Here is a 17,262-nt window from a genome sequence, read left to right as displayed (position 1 = left end):
GTCCTTGACGGGGCTCGCGCCGGGAGGGGACTTTGATTGCTGCTCTCAGGGATTCCGGTCAGGCGGCCCCGGCGGAGGAAGTGCTCGTGAGGAAGTTCGGCACGGTCCTGTGCGTAGTGGCGCTGGTCTCGGCCGCCGCCGCGTCGGCGCAGACGCCGGCGGCGGCCGTGGGCCTGGTGAACTGCGCGGGCACGACCACCGTTGACTTCTCACCCGGCGTCACCGACACCAGCCGGACCGTGGCGGTCAGTGGAGCCGACGAGGCCACCACCTGCCTCAGCCTCACCCATCCGGGCCTGACCAGTTTCTCCGGCCCGTTCTCGGGCACCGCCACCCAGTCCTGCACCACCCTTTTCGGCGGCGGGTCGGGCACCGAGACCCTCTACTGGAACGACTCCACCACCAGCACGTGGAATTACACCAACAGCTTCTCCAACGTGAACGGCACGAAGGTCGGCACCTCCACGGGAACCATCTCCGCCGGAACGCTCACAGGAGCGTCGATCACCCAGACCATCACCTTCGTGAACCTCGACCTGTCGGCGTGCTCCACCACCGGCGTCACCGAGCTCAACGGCACCGATACCTGGACTCTCGCCGGCCTGTGACGGTCAGGAGCCGTCCTCCAGTCGCCGAGGGAAGGATCCCTGCCATTTCCCCGCAGCCGTTCCGCACCTACGTCGAGACCGTCCTGGACGGCCTTGCCCCCGACCGGCCCGTCATCGTCGGCGGTGGCCGCCGCTGGACGGCGCGGGAGTTCCGCTCCCTGGTCCACCGGCTGACCCGCGCGCTCGCCGAACTCGGAATCGGCCGTGGCACCCATGTGACGGTCCTGAGCGGGAACCTGGTGGAGACCGTCGCCGCCCGGTACGCCGTCAACCTGCTCGGAGCGTCCTACAACCACCTTTACAACCGGCTCTCCGCCGACGTCCAGGCCATGATGGTCCGCGACGTCGAGACGAGCGTCCTCCTCGTCGATCCACTGCTGTCCGCCCGCGCCGCGCAGATCGTCGCGTCAGCACCCGTCGCACACGTCCTGCGGCTCGGGCCCGCCCCGAAGGGCGGCCTCGCTGTCGGAGAGGACCTCCTCGCGCTCGCCGAGGGCCGCGGTGACGAGCCGGTCGCGAGTCCGGCGCGGCCCGGGGACCTGTGCATGATCCGGCACTCGGGCGGCACCACCGGGCATCCCAAGGGGGTCCGCAGCACTTTCGGCCGGATGCGGCACACCGAGCAGATGCGGGAGCTGTTCGTCGGTGAAGCACCCCGGGACCTGGTCTGCACACCGATCTCTCACGCCGCCGGGTTCATCGCCGACGGCACCCTCGCCGCCGGCGGAACGGTCGTCCTGCACTACGACTTCGACCCCGCGCGGATCCTCGCGACGATCGCACGCGAACGCATCACCCACATGATGCTGCTGCCCCCGCTGCTCTACCAGGTCCTCGACCACCCCGACGCCGACCGCGCCGACACCTCCAGCCTGAAGCAGGTCACATACGGCGGCACCCCGTCCTCACCGAGCCGCACCGCCGACGCGGTGCGGCGGTTCGGCCGGATCTTCCAGCAGTCCTACGGCCAGTTCGAGGCCGGAGCCGTCACGCTCCTGCCGGCGCACGAGCACGACCCCGACCGCCCCGACGTGCTGCGCACCGCCGGACGCGTCCTGCCGGGCGTCGACGTCGAGATCCGGGATCCCGACGGGAAGGTCGTGCCCGACGGCGAGGTCGGCGAGATTTGCGTCCGCGGCCCGGACATGATGGAGGGCTACTGGAAGGACCCCGAACTCACCGCCCGGACCCTCGTCGACGGCTGGATGCACACCGGCGACCTCGGGAAGCTCGGTGAGAACGGCTACCTCACGGTCGTCGACCGGGTCCGCGACATGATCGCCGTGGTCGGCGGCCACGTCTACACCGTCGAGCTTGAGGACTTCCTCACCACACACCCCCAGATCCTCCAGGCGGCCGTCTACGGCGTCCGCGACCGCGAAGGCCCCGAACGCGTCCACGCGGCCGTCGTCCTCGCCCCCGGCTCCACCCTTACCGCCGACGGCCTGCGGGCCCTGGTACGCAACGGACGCGGCCCCATGTACGAACCCGACCACGTCCACCTCACCGACGCCCTCCCGCTCACCGACGCGGGAAAACCGGACAAGAAGCACCTTCGCCGGCAGGCAGCCGAGGAGCGGAGCACCCGCCCATGAGCTGGGCGGTCCACGCTGATCACGAACCGAACAGGAGGAGTTGGCATGAGCTGGACCGAGGTTCCCGGGGGCATGATCACGAGCCTGCCCCCCGCGGCCGCCATCGGCCCCGACGGGACGTGTTCGTCCTGGCTGTCGGATCCGACCAGGGAATCTACTGCAATTACCGGACCGGGGAGACCTGGCAGACCGCCTGGACCAAGATCCCCGGCGGGCAGACCAAGAACGCCGTCGCCGCCATCGCCACCGGTGGAGGCGGCATCAGCGCCGTCATCACCGGCCTGGACGGAAAGTTCTACACCTCCTGGCGCGACCCCAGCAGCGGCACCTGGACCCCCTGGGCCTCACTCGACAACGGAACCGGGTCCAGCCCGGTCACCGTCGCGGGCGCCGCGGACAGCGACAAGACCGCGTGGGTCCTGACCGGCAACAACAAGCACGTTTACACCTTCATCCAGGAGAACTTGATCGCCGAGTGACCCGCGCCGCCCCACACCCTGGGCGGAATCCGCCACCCACGCCGCCTCCCGTGATCGACATCGGGGCCGAACCACTGCCGGAACACCCGCACGCGACCAGCCGCGAGGAGCATCCATGAGCCCAGGCCCCATCGATACCACCGATGCCACCTTCACCGCCCAGGTCCTGCAGGCGCAGGGCCCGGTCATGGTCTTCTTCTGGGCCGAGTGGAGCGGCGGCTCCAAGATGATCAGGGCCGATGTCGACAGCTCGGCCTCCGACTTCGCCGGAAGACTGACGGTCGCCCGGCTCAACATCGACCAGAACACCGCGACACCTCCGCAGCAGAACGTGTCAAGCATCCCGGCGCTGCTGATCTTCAAGAACGGCGCGGAGGTCGCACGCAAACTCGGCGCGCTCAGCAAAGGGCAACTCACCGAGTTCATCGAGGCCAACCTCTAGAAGGCCGCCGAAAGGGCCCGGCGCGGGCAGAACTGTTGGCGCCGGCCGCGTATCCGCCGTCCCCCGCACCACAAAAGCGCGGCCGGCACGGAGGCTGTGGCCGACACACGCCGCTCCCATCAGGGGAAGTGTCCCGTCCGGCAGTTGCAGTTCCCGTTGCGTTCACTCCCGTTCAGCCCGGTCCGTCCCCCTGCTGCCGAGCCTCTCATCACAGGTCAGAGCGCTGACGGACCGAGCTGAACCCCAGGACGATCAGTTGGAAAGCGTGTTGGGGGCAACCCCTCACGATTCGCATCTCGTATCCTCCGCCAGTGCCTCAGCGGGCACGATGTCGTTGGCCCCCGCTGCTCGCAGCCGGGGCCAACGACGTTCGGGGTCTCGCCCTATGCGTATCTGCAGCCCACCGCTGACCGGGGCGCACGCCGTTGTCCGTCCACCTCCACGACGGCTACGGGCCTCTGCCGTGTCGGGTGGCGCCGTGGGGCTACCAGGGAAGGGGCTCGGGGCGGCGGCTCCACCACCAGCCGGCGTCGTCCGTGTACACGGGCTTCTCGTCGTCCGAGTCGAGCAGCCGTGCCCGGGTGACCGTACCGTCGGCGGCCGCGAGCCAGTACGCGCTCGGCCGGATCGATTCCGTCGGGTAGAGGACCGAGTGGCCGAGCACCCGTGCGAGCGCTGCGGCCAGCTCCGGCTCGCTCGGCTGCGGCTGCACGCTGTCCTGGGCATTCGTTGGCGGCAGCAGTGATTTTGCCGGCCGCGTCTACGCCGCCGCCGAAGACCGCCCCGAAGAGTGCGGCGTCGGTCGCCTCGTCGAGGTTGAGGCCGCTGCTCTGGCCGGTGGCCATCGCGATGGGCTGGGTGACGGCGAGGTCGACGGTGATCGACTCGACGCCGGCGATGGCGGCGGTGGCCAGGGTGGTGCCGATGATCGCGGCGACCTCGGTGGGGACGGCCACGCCCAGGGTGGCTGACAGGTCCACGACCTCGGCGGTGGCCGCCGCGGCGGCGGCTTCGGTGAGTCCTGCGGTGAAGAACGCCAGGGCGGTGCCGGCGACGGTGGTTCCGCCGACGATCTCCAGCTTGTCGCGCCCGCCCCGCCGTGGCCGTAGTTGTGCACCACCAGAGTGCCGTCCTCCAGCCGGTCGCTCTCGATTCGAACCCTCTCGCGGGTGGGTCGGGCTCCGATGCGGTGCTCGGTGATCTGCGCGTCCACCAGGTGGGGCTCGCTGAATGTGCAAGGGGCCAGGATGGCCTCGGCCGCAGCATCATCAGGGTCCAGGTCGCCGTTCCCTTCCATGGCGGTACCGCCCAGGACGACGGTGTCCGCCTGCGGGTAGATGCACAGCAGATCCGAGGAGAGGCCGCTGTCCCGGGTCTGGGACGAGGTTGCCGTCTCTCGCACCACCACCCCCACTCCTCCGACTTACTGACAGGGACGCCACCCTTCGGCGGCACACGAACGAGTGTGAACCGAGTTGGGGTCCAGGGACGGGACGGAGCGTCAGGCCGTCCCGTTCCGCGCGTGCCCGGACGTCCCCGACTGGCAGGGCATGCGCCGGCGGCGGGTGCCTGTGGCCCGGCACGCGGTGATCACGGTCCCGTTGCCGGACGCCTGGCGATCACTGCTCCCAGCAGCAGGCCGGCGGCGATGGCGGTGACAAGGGTGATCATCTTTGTCAGATCATGGAAGCCCTGGATGGGGTAACCGCCTGCCACTGCGGTCAGGCCGCGCATCCCGAGAGAGCCGACGGTGAGGGTGAAGAACCCGGGCAGGAGCAGCACGATCCGCGGTGGCCATGCCGGACGGGCGGCCAGCCAGGTGGCGAGCCCTCCGAGCACGACGGCGGCGGCGAAGGTGCCGCCAACTTCACCGACCAGTTCGGTGAAGCCTGCCTGCACCCCGACCGTCACATACACCAGCGCCAACAACGGGCCGGTCAGCCTGGCGGGGACCGCGAACGCCAGCACGGTACCCACGGTGAAGACGATCCATGCCAGGAACAGCGCCCACCGGGGCAGATCGCCGTGCGCGGCGACGTCGAACAGTGCGTGCCGGGAGCGCCCGGTGATCACCAGGCCGAGGATGACGCCCAGATAGAGCTGGATGAGAAGGAAGACGGCGTAGACCAGGCGGATCGCGCCGGTGGTGAGGAAGCCGGCGGCCATTTCCGCGGTCGCGGCACTCAGGTAGTCGCCGGGCACGAAGTAGAACAGCGCCGGGAGCATGAGCAGGACCGGGCCGCCGTGCGCGGGGGTGCGGGCGAACGCCTCCAAGGTGACCAGGGAGACGGCGGCCGCGGCGACCAGCGGCAGCACGGTGGCCAGCCGGGGCAGCCGCTCGGCGGCCGCCGCCAGCGAAGCGGTGCCGGCGCCGAGCACGGCGGTGGTCCACACCTCGTACCAGGTGGGCTGCATCAGCGGCGCGAACCCGACCGCGAACAGCACGATCCCGACCAGCTTCAGCCACCCGGGATACGGGGGCCGGGCGCTCTCGATCGCGGTCAGTCGTCGGTCGGCCTCGGCGACGTCCAGCCGCCCCGCGGCGATGTCGGCCAGCAGCGGCTTGAGGGCGACGACCTGGTCCATCCGGAACGCTTCGGGGAACTCCCGGACCGCCTTGGTGGTCGTCCGGCCCTGTGAGGCCACCGTGACGGTGGCGCCGTCGAGGACGACGACCAGGTCAGCGGTGGCACCGTAGACAGCCGCCGCCGAGCGCACCGACCGCTCGATCTGCTCGGCGCCCTCACCGCTGGTCCGCAGCAGCACGCGCGTCAGCCGCGTGAGGAACTCGGTCGCCTCCTGGTGGCGCTCCTGTCCCCGGTCCGCGGCGGCCGCAGGTCCGGTCACGGCCCGAGCTGGGCGAAGTTCTGCAGGAAGCGCGCCTCCACTTCGGCCATGTGCTGGATCTCGCCGGGATCCACGCTCTCGTTGGGCGCATGGATGAGACACCGCGGTTCTTCGACGCCCATCAGGATGATCTCGGCGTGGGGGTAGGTGTCGGTGAGCACGTTGCACAACGGGATGGACCCGCCCTGGCCGAGGAAGGCCATGGGTCGCCCGTAGACGGCGCGCATCGCGTCGTCCAGTGCCCGGTAGGCGGGGCCGTCGGTGGACGCGGCGAAGGGGTCGCCGCTCGACTCCGGCTCGACGGCGACCCGTACGCCCCAGGGTGCGGACCGCGTCAGATGAGCTGTCAGAGCCTGGAGCGCGTCTGCCGCCTCGACGCCCGGCGGGACGCGCAGCGAGATCCGGGCTCGGGAGCTGGGCGGTACGGCGGCGGCGGAGCCGACCACCGGCGGGCAGTCGATGCCCAGGACCGTGACGGCGGGCCGGGCCCAGAGCCGGTCGGCGACCGTCCCCTCGCCCGTGAGGGGAATCCCGTCGAGGACACCGGCATCGTGCCGGAACTGCTCCTCGTCGTATCCGGCGCCCTGCCAGGTGCCGTCGGCGGCGAGGCCTTGGACCCGGGTGGCGCCGGTGGACGGATCGCGCAGCGTGGACAGCAGCTGGATCAGCGCGGCGAGAGCGTCGGGGGCGGGGCCGCCGAACATGCCCGAGTGGACCTCGCCGGCCAGGGTCTCCACGGAGACGACGACGTTGACCAGTCCGCGCAGCGAGGTGGTGGCGGTACCGACGCCGACGGCGGCGTTGCCGGTGTCGCAGACCAGCAGCGCGTCGGCGGCGAACTCATCGCGGTGCGCGATCACATATTGCTCGAGGCCGCCGGTGCCCTGCTCCTCCGAGCCCTCGGCGACGAATCTGATGCCGACCGGCAGGTCGTCGCCCAATGCCCGCAACGCGGTGAGATGCATGACGATGTTGCCCTTGCAGTCCGCCGTACCGCGCCCGTACCAGCGGCCGTCGCGTTCGGTGAGGGTGAACGGTGGGCTGGTCCACGCGTCGTCGTCCAGCGGCGGCTGCACGTCGTAGTGGCAGTACAGCAGGACGGTGGGGGCGCCGGGAGGGGCGGGGCGGTGGCCGATGACCGCGTCGCTGCCGTCGGGGGTGCGGGCGAGGTGGACATCGTGCAGTCCGGCCTCTGTGAAGGCGTCGGCGACCCACTGGGCGGCCTTGCGGCACTCCTCGGGCGGGTACTGGCGGGGGTCGGCGACGGAGGGGATAGCGACCAGTTCGGTCAGGTCGGCTCGGGCGCGCAGCATGAGCGTGGCGATCCGGGAGCCGAGACCGTCCTGCGGTGTGGTGGTCATCCGGTGCGCACCGTCCGTCCGGTCTTGAGGTCGTTGATCTTGTCCTGGACCTTGTGGAGGGTGTCGGGACAGTAGATCTCCAGCACCTTCTTCTCGGCCCGGACGGCCCTGCCATCGGCGATGACGGGGCGAATGCCGGGGCCGGTGGCGCCGTTGGCGAGGTTGATCTTCCAGAGGGCGGAGGCGAGGGCGGAGCCGGGCTTCTCGCACGCCTGGCCGCCGTCGGTGCCCAGCGCCCGCTTGAGGGTGCCCACATTGGGCCGCGGGTAGCCCGCCTGTTCGGCGGCATCGGCGAGCTGCGTGGCCTTCTTGGTGGCCTCGTTGTCGGTGCTGACATTGGTGTAGCGGATGACGCCGACGATCGCGAGGGCCACCAGGAGGACGATCGCGCCGACGTACAGCCAGCGGTGCTCGGAGGCGAAACGGGTGGTCTTCATGCCGTCTCACCCGCCTGGTCGGTGACAGCGGGCTGTTTCCAGCCGGGCTTGCGCAGCTTGAGGAAAGCGTAGGGAATGAGCAGGCCGAGGATGACCAGACCGCCGCCGATGATCCCGATGTAGGCGCCGATGCTGCCGCTGCCGAACTGCGACGGCGGCACGAAGCCGATCACCAGGGCGGCCAGTGACGCCAGTAGGCCGACCACGCACATGAGGTTCAGGGCGGGCACCCGGTACCCGCGCGGATGGTCCGGCTGGGTCCTGCGCAGCCGCATCGCGGCCACCAGCATCAGCAGGTACACGATCAGGTAGACCTGCGTGGTGATCGTGGAGAAGATCCAGTAGACGTTCGAGACATCCGGGATCAGTGCGTACAGCAGTGCGATGACCGTGGTGACCACTCCCTGGGTCACCAGGATGTTCTGCTGGATGCCGTTCTTGTTCAGCTTCTGCAGGTACGGCGGCAGATAGCCTTCCTGCCGGGAAATCTCCAGCAGGCCCTTGGACGGGCCGGCCAGCCAGGTCAGCATCCCGCCCAGTGCCGCTGCTACCAGCATCACCGCGGCGATCGGGGTGAGCCATCCGACGTGGAAGTGGGAGAAGAACGCGTCGAACGCCTGCATCACGCCTGCGGTCAGGCTCAGTTGGTTGCCGGGCACCACCCAGCTGATCGCCAGTGCGGGCAGGATGAAGATCAGCAGGACCAGGCCCATCGCGAGGAACATCGACTTCGGGTACTCCCTGGCCGGGTCCTTCAGTGAGGAGACGTGCACCGCGTTCATCTCCATGCCGGAATACGACAGGAAGTTGTTGACGATCAGCACCAGGCTCGCCAGGCCGGTCCACTGCGGGAAAAGGTGCGAGGCGGTCATCGGCGCGGCCGAGGCGTTGCCCTGCCCGAGGAAAACGATGCCGAGCACGACCAGAACGGCGCCGGGGATCAGCGTGCCGATGATCAGGCCCCAGGAGGACAGCCCGGCCAGCGCCTTCGTCCCTCGCGAGGACACCCAGACGCCGGTCCAGTACAGCACCATGATCACGATCGCGGTGTACAGGCCGTTCGCGGCCAGCCGCGGGTCGATGACGTACGCCAGGGTGCTGGCCACGAAGGCCAGCAGGCTTGGGTAGTAGAAGATCGTCATGGCGAACTGGCACCACACCGCGAGGAAGCCGAGCGGCTTGGACAGCCCCTCGCTGACCCACCGGTACACCCCGCCCGGCCAACCCGACGCCAGCTCGGCGGACACCAGGGCGGTCGGTAGCAGGAACACGATCGCCGGTACCAGGTAGAGGAAGACACAGGCCAGGCCGTAGACGGCCATCGTCGGCGCGGCCCGCAGGCTCGCCACCGACGACGTCGTCATCAGCGCGAGCGTCAGCCAGCTCAGCCGAGGCGCCGCGGCGGCCTGCGCGGCCGCCTTCGGCACAGACCGCTCCGCGCGGCCTCGTGGCAGGTCTGCCGGCATGTCCATCGAGCTCATGCGCACCTCCGGTATCGGAGCGCCGTGCCGCGTGGCGCCTCCGGATGACAAACCTCTGCCTTCCCGGCCTGCACCGCGCGCGGAAACAGCCCACACGGGTGACAGCGGACAAGCCCGCCTCACCGGGCACGACGTCGACGGCCCCCACTGCTCGCAGCGGGGGCCATCGACGGTGGGGGTCGCGCCGGCGGCGTGGCCATGCCGCGCAGCTTCGCGATCAGCACCCTGTGGGCCACCGGGCATCACGGCATTGCCGCCGGGCATGTGCGGAGCTGTTGAATGAGGGACTGGGGGGCTTCCCTGGTGATATCGCGTTTCCTGGGGCAACGCGTTCAGAGGAATGATCCGTCAGGCGCTGCAACAATGCACCTTGATGGCTTCCAAAGGGTCGACGGCAAGCCCGGCTCTCCATGAGGGGAATTCCCGGCCAGGAGTTCCCCAAGAGGACGCCGCACAGCTATCTGCCGTGGTAGGCATTCCCCAAGGCTTCACGGAGGGGGGATGTCGGCAATGAGCGGTGACCAACTGGGATCTGATCCTGATCAGGAAACCGGGGGAAGCGGAATCTGGGGGAGCCGGAGCGGTAAAACGCAAATCATCGTCGCCGTGATCGGTGTCGTAGGAGCCGCTCTCGCGGCCGTACTCGCCGGAGTGTTCGCCGGTGGCGACAGCGGCAGTAGCAGCCCCAAGGCCGGCGAGCCGGCGTCTCTACCGGTGACGAGCAGCCAGACGCAGGACACCGCCGCCGCTGCGACCAGTTGCGGCAAGCACCTGCGGATCGTCGCTCCCCAGCAGAATTTCCGGATCGCGGACGGCAATCTCGGCGCCACCGTGCAAGTCGAGGCCTGCGATCTGAACGGCGACACGGGATGGATCTTCGATTTCGACCCCGCGGGCGACCAGGCGTACTTCCTCGACGGCACGGCTCCGTTCGCCCCGATCGCGCCGGGCGACGGCAGCTGGCACCTCGTCGACCAGGGGATCGGAAGCGTCGGCGATGTGAACACCCCGCACATCATCTACCTGGCCGAGGCGTCGCCCCAGTGCGCCAGCACGCTGCGCAAGGCCAAGCCCGACAAGAACGGCGACGTCACCTTCAAAACACTGCCCACCGGCTGCACCGTCGTCGACTCCGTCGACGTCACGGTCGTGGCCTATCCGTCCGAATCCATGAATGAGCAGGGCTCGCCCTCGGCGATTCTCTGACACCGACGACTGAACTCGTGGCGTCGCACGCAAGCGATCAGGTGAGGATCTGATGGGCGATGCCCGGCGCGCGCTGAACGAGCCGTCTCACGGACGGCGGTGGGCACTGGCTTATGGGTCGTCGAATCCGGAGATCGCCTTGCCGGTGTTGCTCTCGATCAGGGTGCGGGCTGAGGTGTTCGCCGCGGCGGTGAGTTCCTCCATATCGTCGGCGAAGGTCCGCCCTGCTGTGGCGGCGTCCCGCAAGCCGCCTTCGTCGGCGTCCGGCCAGAGGGGCGGGCTCAGAGAGGGGCGGGCTCAGAGGCGGGTGGCGGCCCGGACGAGGGCGGCGACCGGGCGCGAGCGGCTGTGGGGGGGCCACGCGATCACCGTCGTCACCGTCGGCGCGTCGGCTACGGGGACGGTGACGAGGCCGTCCCTCAGCTCGGCGCGCACCGACTCCGGCATGATCGCCGACGCGCGGCCGAGCGCGATCAGCTGGAGCAGCTGGGTGGAGTTGTGCACCGGCGGGCCGGCGCCGTCCGGGAAGGTGCCGTCGAGCCTCGGCCAGCGGGGCATGGGCAGGCCGGGCAGGGCGGCGACGTCGGCCATCCGCACACCGGCCCGGCCGGTGAGGGGGTGGCCGGCCGGAAGGACCACGACCTGTCCCTCCGTGTGCAGCTCCTCCGTGTCGAACCCGGCCGTCGAGTCGAACGGCCGGTGCAGCAGCGCCACATCGGCCCGCCCGTCCCGCAGCAGCCGCTCCTGTTCGCCGATCCCGCACAGCATCACGTCGACGGCGACCGCGCCGGGCTCCGCCGCGTAGGCGTCGAGCAGCTTCGCCAGCAACTCCCCCGTCGCTCCGGCCTTCGTGACGAGGACCACGCCGGGCCGGCCGGTCGGCGCGAGAGCGGCGCGGCGGGTGCGGCGCTCGGCGGCCTCGATCGCGTCGAGGGCCGCCCGCCCCTCCCGCAGCAGCACCGATCCGGCCTCGGTCAGGGTGACACCGCGGCTGCCGCGCTCCAGCAGTGCGGCCCCGAGACGGCGTTCGAGCTGCTGGATCGTCCGCGACAGCGGAGGCTGGGCGATCCCGAGTCGCTGCGCCGCCCGCCCGAAGTGCAACTCCTCGGCGACGGCGACGAAGTACCTCAGCTCCCTCGTCTCCATCCCGCCAAGCTACCCGACGCCGCCTCGGCGCCCGCTGCCACGACCGCTGCGAGCTGCTCCGATACCGGAGAGGTATCGCCGCTTACCCAGACGGTGTTGGCCGCGTGGCGCAGGTGCGGGACACGATGGACCGCATGAGCGGACAGACGATCACGCTGGTCACCGGCGCGAACAAGGGAATCGGGTACGAGATCGCGGCGGGCCTGGGCGCCCTCGGCTGGAGCGTCGGCGTCGGCGCCCGGGACGAGGCACGCCGGGACGCCGCCGTACGGAGACTGCGGGCGGGCGGCGCCGACGCGTTCGGCGTGCCGCTCGACGTGACGGACGACGCGAGCGTGGCGGCCGCCGCCCGGCTGCTGGAGGAGCGCGCCGGCCGGCTCGACGTCCTGGTCAACAACGCCGGAGTGACCGGCGGCATGCCGCAGACGCCCACCACGGTCGATCTCTCGGCCGTACGGACGGCCCTGGAGACCAACGTGGTCGGCGTGATCCGCGTCACCAACGCGCTGCTGCCGCTGCTGCGGCGTTCGGCGTCGCCGCGGATCGTCAACATGTCCAGCAGCGTCGGGTCGCTCACACGGCAGACCTCCTCCGACGGCGAGACGGGGCCGATCTCCGCGGCGTACGCACCGTCGAAGTCGTTCCTCAACGCCCTGACCGTCCAGTACGCCAAGGAGCTCCGCGACACGAACATCCTGATCAACGCCGCCTGCCCCGGCTACTGCGCGACCGACCTGAACGGCCACCGCGGGGTGCGCACCGCCGAACAGGGCGCGGCGATCGCGATCCGGCTCGCGTCCCTCGCCGACGACGGCCCGACCGGCGGGTTCTTCGACGAGGACGGCGTGGTGCCGTGGTGACCTCCGACGCGCTCCCGGGCTGAGGCGGGATCGGCGGTCGCACCCGCGGTCGCCGGGGGATCGCGGGCGGCCGAGCGACCGTGCCGGGAACAGCCGGTCCGGCCGGCATGGTTGCAAAGGTCGGGGACAGGCGCCGCACGGCGGGAGCCCGCAGGACACGGAGGTCGCGGGGTCGCCCGTTTCGCCGGTGTCCGGGCACCCGCGCCGTGGTACGCCTGGTACGCCTGGTACGACCGCCGCGCGCTTCGGATCACGACGTATGTCCGCAGGAGGACTGCTCCATGACTGACCGGCCCTTGACTCTCATGGCAGTGCACGCCCACCCCGACGACGAGGCCACCGGAACCGGCGGGGTCCTCGCCCGGTACGCGGCGGAGGGCGTGCGCACGGTTCTCGTGACGTGTACCGACGGCGGTTGCGGTGACGGACCGGACGGCGTCAAGCCCGGCGATCCCGGGCACGATCCGGCAGCGGTCACCGCGATGCGCCGTCGCGAGCTGCAGGCGAGCTGTGACGTCCTGAGGATCAGCGATCTGGAGATGCTCGACTACGCCGACTCGGGGATGATGGGCTGGGCGACCAACGACGCCGCCGGGTCCTTCTGGCAGACCCCGGTCGAGGAGGGCGCCGCCCGACTCGCGGAACTCATGCGGCGCTACCGGCCCGATGTGGTCGTCACGTACGACGCGTTCGGCTTCTACGGCCACCCCGACCACATCCAGGCGCACCGGATCACCATGGCGGCGCTGGAGATGACCTCGCTGACGCCGAAGGTGTACTGGACCACGGTTCCCCGCTCGATGATGCGGCGGTTCGGCGAGGTCATGCGGGAGTTCGGCGCGGCCATGCCGGAACCGGACCCCGCCGGGGCCGGCGCGATGACCGAGATCGGCCTCCCCGACGACGAGATCACCACGTGGGTGGACGCCACCGCCTTCAGCGGCCAGAAGTTCGACGCGCTGGCCGCGCACGCCAGTCAGGGCGAGAACATCTTCTTCCTCAAGATGGGCAAGGAGAGGTTCGGCGAGTTGATGGGCGTGGAGACCTTCGTGCGCGTCCGGGACACCACCGGCGCGGCCGTACCCGAGAACGACCTCTTCGCCGGACTGCGCTGATCCGCGAGCCGCACAACCGGGCGGCGTCGATCCCCGCCGCGCAACGCGGCTCGCCGCACACCGCCCTGGCCGCCCTGGCCGCCCTGACCGCCCTCCAGCGCTGCGCGGGCGCCCGGTCCTGCGACCGGGCGTCCGCCCTCCCACTCGGACGGACGCCTCCACCGTCGCGGCCGCACCTCCGGGGAGCCCGTAACGGCGATGGCACGTACGTGCGACCGAGTGGAAGGACCGCCCGCCGGCGACGGGTGGTTCGCAGGACGACTACGCCGAGTTCACGCAGGCCGTGCAGGCGGCCGGCGACACGATCGGCGTGATCCGCCGCACCGACCTCACCGACGAGCGGACCATCACCCAGTACGACACGGTGTGGACCGCCGTGCGGGAGATCCGTACGGCCACCGACGCGGGCGTGCGGATGCCCGGCCTCGCGGAGGTGGGCCGCTCCCGGGACACCATGCACGGGACCACGCCGGTCAGGGGCGCCAGCGGCTGGATCTGCCTGGACAACTACGGCAACGCCTACGACAAGGCGGTCGCCGTGGTCCGCCTCGACCCCGCCGCGCACGCCACCCGCCTCGTCGGCATCGCCTGGCCCGTCGGCAGCCCGCCCCCGGCCGACTGCACGGCTCCGCGCGGGAGATGAGCGGCCGGGGGGGCGGGGCGGGCGCGGTGGGCCCTTGGCCAACGGGTGTCACCAGTCCGAGTTGGTCGCCCCCAGTCCCATCAGCACCTGGTCGAAGGAGTTGCCGTCGTTGTCGTCGGTGTACGACATCGCGAGTGTGCCGAACGGGGATGAGGCCAGCGCGAGTTGCTCCTGGCGGCCGGTCGTGGCCTGGCTGACGGACTGGGCCGGCAGCCGGCCGGCGAAGGTGCCGTCGGGGTTGAGGCCGCGGGCCCAGACCGCCGGATCGGCGCCGGCGACGCTCCAGCCGACCACGGCGTCGCGCTGGTCGTCGATGCCGACGGTGGGGTTGCCGGCTCCGGCTCCGCTGGAGACCTCGACCTCGGCCGGGCCGGCGACGCCGGCCGCGGTGAACGACCGGGCCCAGACGCCGCGGGTGCCGGTGCGGTCGGACTCCCAGGCCACGGCGAAGTCGCCGTTGAAGTCCGCTGCCACGGACGGGCGTTGCTGCTGCCCGCCGGTGAGGCTGTTGGCGTCGCGGCGGGTGAGGGTGACGGCCCCGTTCGCCTTGGCCAGCTTCACCAGACCGACCTGGTAGGAGCCGTTGTTGTCGGTGTCCTCGTCCCAGACGACGACGGCGTCACCCGAGGCGGAGGTCGCCACGTCGGGGTTGTGGTGGGCGCCGCCGGGCGCGTTGACGGTCACCTCGTAGGCCTTCGTCGTGGTCCCGGTGAACCCGGCCGCCGTCACCGTCGCCGGCGCGGTGCCCTGGATGTCCTCCCACACCACGGTGAACGCGACCGCGGTGGTGCTGTTGGGCGCGCCGTCCGGATCGACCGCGACGCGCGGATGGATCTGCTGGCCGGCGGCGTTCGCGTTGGCCTGGCCGGAGCCGAGGACCGCGCCGGCCGGGGAGAGCACCCGGTAGGTGATGTTGTAGAACCCGTTGCCGTCCGGGTCCTCCGCCCACACGACGACGGCGTCGCCCCGGTCGTCGAGGCCCACGTCGGGCTGGAGATGCCGCCAGGCCGCGCCCGCGGTCCCGCCGGCCGAGAGCTTCTTCTCGTAGGCCGAGACGCCGTTGCGGTACAGCCGCACCCACACGTCGCTGTGCGCGTTGTCGTCCGGGGCGGTCGTGTCGCGGTCGTCCTCCCAGACCACCGCGACGTCGCCGAGGCGGTTGGCCGCGATCGCGGAGGAGTCCTGGTCGCCGGCGGAGTCGCTGTTCGCGGTCGCCCAGGACGTGGGCCCCGCCGCCGAGGCCGGGGCGACCAGGGCGAGGACCGCGACGATGCCGGCGACGGCCGCGCCGAGTACGGAGAGCTTACGCATCGGCCAACCCCGGCTGTCCGTCGTGGATGATGAAGGTCCTGGCGGTGGTCGCCGCCGCGCCGTGCTCGGTCACCGACGCCACCGACCGGAAGTCGGCGGTGATTTGCGACGGCGTGATGTGCGTGCGGACGTAGCCGCGCCGATCGGAGTAGAAGCGCAGGTGCGGGTTGAGCGATCCGTTGGGGATCGCCGTGGTGGCACTTCCGTTGCCGCCGCTGGTGATGGAGGTGCAGACGAGTTCGGAGCCGAAGGTCGCCGACGACGGATCGGCGTAGTCGGCCTTGAGGTTGTTGCCCCACGACGCGTGCACGTCGCCGGTCAGGACGACCGGGTTGCGTACCGCCCGGTCGATGATGCCCTGCTGGATCCGCGCCCGGCCGGCCCGGTAGCCGTCCCAGGCGTCCATGTTCATCGCGCCGGAGGAGTCCACGTTGCGGGCGAAGAAGACCTGCTGGCCGATGAGGTCCCAGGTGCCCAGGTGCTGGCCGAGTCCGTCGAGCAGCCACGCCTCCTGGGCCGCGCCGGTGATCGAACGGCTGGGCAGGTCGGCGTCCGCGCAGACCTTCGTCCCGTCGCCGCACGCCTGGTCGTCGCGGAACTGGCGGGTGTCGAGCATGTGGAACGTGGCGAGGGTGCCCCAGCGGACCCGGCGGTAGAGCTGGATGCTGTTGCCCGAGGGCGTCGCGGCGGCCCGCAGGGGCATGTTCTCGAAGTAGGCCTGGTACGCGGCGGTGCGTCGTGCGGTCCACTGGGCCGCGGTCAGCACGGGGCTGTTGTCGGCGCGGACCATGCCGGCGTAGTTGTTCTCCACCTCGTGGTCGTCCGGCACCACCAGCCACGGCGCGATCGCGTGCGCGGCCTGCAGGTCCGGGTCGCTGCGGTAGAGCGCGTAGCGGCGGCGGTAGTCGGCGAGCGACACGATCTCGCTGCCGAGGTGCTGGCGCAGGGCGCCGGAGGTGGCGCCGCCCTCGTAGATGTAGTCGCCCAGGTGCAGGATCAGGTCGGGGCGGTCGTCGGCCATACGGCGGTAGGCGGTGTAGTAGCCCTGCTCGTAGTGGGCGCACGAGGCGAAGGCCATCGTGAAGTCCCGCCCCACCGTGGTCGGCGCCGGCGCGGTGCGGGTCCGGCCCACCGGGGAGATGAACCCCTGGGCCCGGAACCGGTAGTAGAACTCCGAGTCCGGGGCGAGCCCGCCGGCCAGCACGTGCACCGAGTGGGCCTGGGCGTAGCGGGCGGTGAACGTACCGGAGGTGACGAGGGTGGTGAAGTTCTGGTTGGTCGACACCTGCCAGTCGACGGTGACGTCGGCGTTGGGCATGCCGCCCTGGCCGTCCGCGTTGGTCGGCGTGGGAGCCAGCCGGGTCCAGAGCACGACGCTGTTCTCGTCCGGTTCCCCGGAGGCGACGCCGAGGGTGAAGGGGAAGGGGGTGGGGGAGGAGGCGGCGGACGACGGCGTTGCCATCGCGCCGAGTTGGAGCGCGGCGGAGCCCGCGGTGGTGAGCCCGCCAAGGATGAGGATGCGGCGACTGAGGTTGCTCATGACCGCCCATGCTCGCGGACGCCGGTGAACTTCCGCCCCTGCGATCGGGACGGTCAAGTGTCATGTCAGCGGCGAGAGTTGACGACTTCCAGAGGGTGACCGTCCTGCTCCCGGTGGCGTCGAGGAGGCCCTCCGGAGGAGACCGTCGCGGGCTCGGGCGCGGGCTCGGGCGCGGGCTCGGGCCGGGGAGC

Annotated in this window: 16 protein-coding genes; 8 read left to right on the top strand and 8 right to left on the bottom strand. The window is 70.9% G+C overall.

The annotated features are described in order from the left end of the window. Positions 1 to 86 precede the first annotated feature (86 nt). From V2S66_RS05050 to V2S66_RS05035, 4 genes are all read left to right on the top strand, one after another. Positions 87 to 608 (top strand): hypothetical protein, encoded by a 522-nt coding sequence (locus V2S66_RS05050; protein ID WP_330793202.1) that lies wholly within the window; start codon positions 87 to 89, stop codon positions 606 to 608. A gap of 44 nt (positions 609 to 652) precedes the next feature. Next, positions 653 to 2,203 carry an AMP-binding protein gene (locus tag V2S66_RS05045; protein ID WP_413966296.1) on the top strand — a complete coding sequence of 517 codons (1,551 nt, stop codon included), beginning with the start codon at positions 653 to 655 and terminating at the stop codon, positions 2,201 to 2,203. A 119-nt stretch (positions 2,204 to 2,322) separates the two neighbouring features. Next, on the top strand, positions 2,323 to 2,682 hold the full coding sequence (locus V2S66_RS05040) for a PLL family lectin (RefSeq protein WP_330793200.1): 360 nt from the start codon (positions 2,323 to 2,325) through the stop codon (positions 2,680 to 2,682). A 115-nt stretch (positions 2,683 to 2,797) separates the two neighbouring features. Next, on the top strand, positions 2,798 to 3,124 hold the full coding sequence (locus V2S66_RS05035; RefSeq protein ID WP_330793199.1) for a thioredoxin family protein: 327 nt from the start codon (positions 2,798 to 2,800) through the stop codon (positions 3,122 to 3,124). Between the two features lie 484 nt (positions 3,125 to 3,608). On the opposite strand, the gene V2S66_RS05030 is transcribed toward V2S66_RS05035, so the two are convergent. The 5 genes from V2S66_RS05030 to V2S66_RS05010 form a co-directional block, all read right to left on the bottom strand. Beyond that, complete coding sequence (locus tag V2S66_RS05030) at positions 3,609 to 3,836, bottom strand: hypothetical protein (protein WP_330793198.1); 228 nt, start codon at positions 3,834 to 3,836, stop codon at positions 3,609 to 3,611. 878 nt (positions 3,837 to 4,714) lie between these two features. After that, positions 4,715 to 5,971 (bottom strand): threonine/serine exporter family protein, encoded by a 1,257-nt coding sequence (locus V2S66_RS05025; RefSeq protein ID WP_330793197.1) that lies wholly within the window; start codon positions 5,969 to 5,971, stop codon positions 4,715 to 4,717. Beyond that, positions 5,968 to 7,332: a dipeptidase gene (locus V2S66_RS05020; protein WP_330793196.1), complete on the bottom strand. Its 1,365-nt coding sequence runs from the start codon at positions 7,330 to 7,332 to the stop codon at positions 5,968 to 5,970. Before V2S66_RS05020 ends, V2S66_RS05025 begins: the two co-directional genes overlap by 4 nt. Continuing rightward, entirely contained in the window at positions 7,329 to 7,769 is a 441-nt protein-coding gene (locus tag V2S66_RS05015; RefSeq protein ID WP_330793195.1) for a hypothetical protein, read from the bottom strand. Before V2S66_RS05015 ends, V2S66_RS05020 begins: the two co-directional genes overlap by 4 nt. Then, entirely contained in the window at positions 7,766 to 9,250 is a 1,485-nt protein-coding gene (locus V2S66_RS05010) for an APC family permease (protein WP_330793194.1), read from the bottom strand. Before V2S66_RS05010 ends, V2S66_RS05015 begins: the two co-directional genes overlap by 4 nt. A 501-nt stretch (positions 9,251 to 9,751) precedes the next feature. Here V2S66_RS05010 and V2S66_RS05005 point away from each other — a divergent pair. Then, positions 9,752 to 10,456: a hypothetical protein gene (locus V2S66_RS05005; protein WP_330793193.1), complete on the top strand. Its 705-nt coding sequence runs from the start codon at positions 9,752 to 9,754 to the stop codon at positions 10,454 to 10,456. Positions 10,457 to 10,753: 297 nt separating this feature from the next. Here the strand turns inward: V2S66_RS05005 and V2S66_RS05000 are convergent, their stop codons facing one another. Beyond that, complete coding sequence (locus V2S66_RS05000) at positions 10,754 to 11,602, bottom strand: LysR family transcriptional regulator (protein ID WP_330793192.1); 849 nt, start codon at positions 11,600 to 11,602, stop codon at positions 10,754 to 10,756. Positions 11,603 to 11,736: 134 nt separating this feature from the next. On the opposite strand from V2S66_RS05000, the gene V2S66_RS04995 reads away from it, so the two are divergent. The 3 genes from V2S66_RS04995 (at position 11,737) to V2S66_RS04985 (ending at position 14,220) form a co-directional block, all read left to right on the top strand. After that, a complete protein-coding gene (locus V2S66_RS04995; protein ID WP_330793191.1) occupies positions 11,737 to 12,462 on the top strand; it encodes an SDR family oxidoreductase in 726 nt (241 codons plus the stop codon). 281 nt (positions 12,463 to 12,743) lie between these two features. Continuing rightward, entirely contained in the window at positions 12,744 to 13,577 is an 834-nt protein-coding gene (locus tag V2S66_RS04990) for a PIG-L family deacetylase (RefSeq protein WP_330793190.1), read from the top strand. A gap of 283 nt (positions 13,578 to 13,860) precedes the next feature. After that, positions 13,861 to 14,220, top strand: coding sequence for a hypothetical protein (locus V2S66_RS04985; protein WP_330793189.1), 360 nt, complete (start codon positions 13,861 to 13,863; stop codon positions 14,218 to 14,220). 48 nt (positions 14,221 to 14,268) lie between these two features. On the opposite strand, the gene V2S66_RS04980 is transcribed toward V2S66_RS04985, so the two are convergent. Further along, complete coding sequence (locus tag V2S66_RS04980; RefSeq protein WP_330793188.1) at positions 14,269 to 15,531, bottom strand: hypothetical protein; 1,263 nt, start codon at positions 15,529 to 15,531, stop codon at positions 14,269 to 14,271. Beyond that, positions 15,524 to 17,071, bottom strand: a complete 1,548-nt coding sequence (locus V2S66_RS04975; protein ID WP_330793187.1) for an alkaline phosphatase D family protein — start codon at positions 17,069 to 17,071, stop codon at positions 15,524 to 15,526. Before V2S66_RS04975 ends, V2S66_RS04980 begins: the two co-directional genes overlap by 8 nt. Positions 17,072 to 17,262: the final 191 nt, after the last annotated feature.

The organism is Actinacidiphila polyblastidii (genome assembly GCF_036353415.1).
Taxonomy (GTDB): Bacteria; Actinomycetota; Actinomycetes; order Streptomycetales; family Streptomycetaceae; genus Actinacidiphila; species Actinacidiphila polyblastidii.
Note: the sequence above shows the minus strand (reverse complement) of the source record. Positions and strands in the feature narration are given on the sequence as shown.

Coding starts and splice junctions, on each gene's coding strand:
- V2S66_RS04990 (WP_330793190.1), top strand. CDS start 12,744: ATGACTGACCGGCCCTTGACTCTCATGGCAGTGCACGCCCACCCCGAC.
- V2S66_RS04975 (WP_330793187.1), bottom strand. CDS start 17,071: ATGAGCAACCTCAGTCGCCGCATCCTCATCCTTGGCGGGCTCACCACC.
- V2S66_RS05035 (WP_330793199.1), top strand. CDS start 2,798: ATGAGCCCAGGCCCCATCGATACCACCGATGCCACCTTCACCGCCCAG.
- V2S66_RS05000 (WP_330793192.1), bottom strand. CDS start 11,602: ATGGAGACGAGGGAGCTGAGGTACTTCGTCGCCGTCGCCGAGGAGTTG.
- V2S66_RS05020 (WP_330793196.1), bottom strand. CDS start 7,332: ATGACCACCACACCGCAGGACGGTCTCGGCTCCCGGATCGCCACGCTC.
- V2S66_RS04980 (WP_330793188.1), bottom strand. CDS start 15,531: ATGCGTAAGCTCTCCGTACTCGGCGCGGCCGTCGCCGGCATCGTCGCG.
- V2S66_RS05015 (WP_330793195.1), bottom strand. CDS start 7,769: ATGAAGACCACCCGTTTCGCCTCCGAGCACCGCTGGCTGTACGTCGGC.
- V2S66_RS05010 (WP_330793194.1), bottom strand. CDS start 9,250: ATGAGCTCGATGGACATGCCGGCAGACCTGCCACGAGGCCGCGCGGAG.
- V2S66_RS04995 (WP_330793191.1), top strand. CDS start 11,737: ATGAGCGGACAGACGATCACGCTGGTCACCGGCGCGAACAAGGGAATC.
- V2S66_RS05005 (WP_330793193.1), top strand. CDS start 9,752: ATGTCGGCAATGAGCGGTGACCAACTGGGATCTGATCCTGATCAGGAA.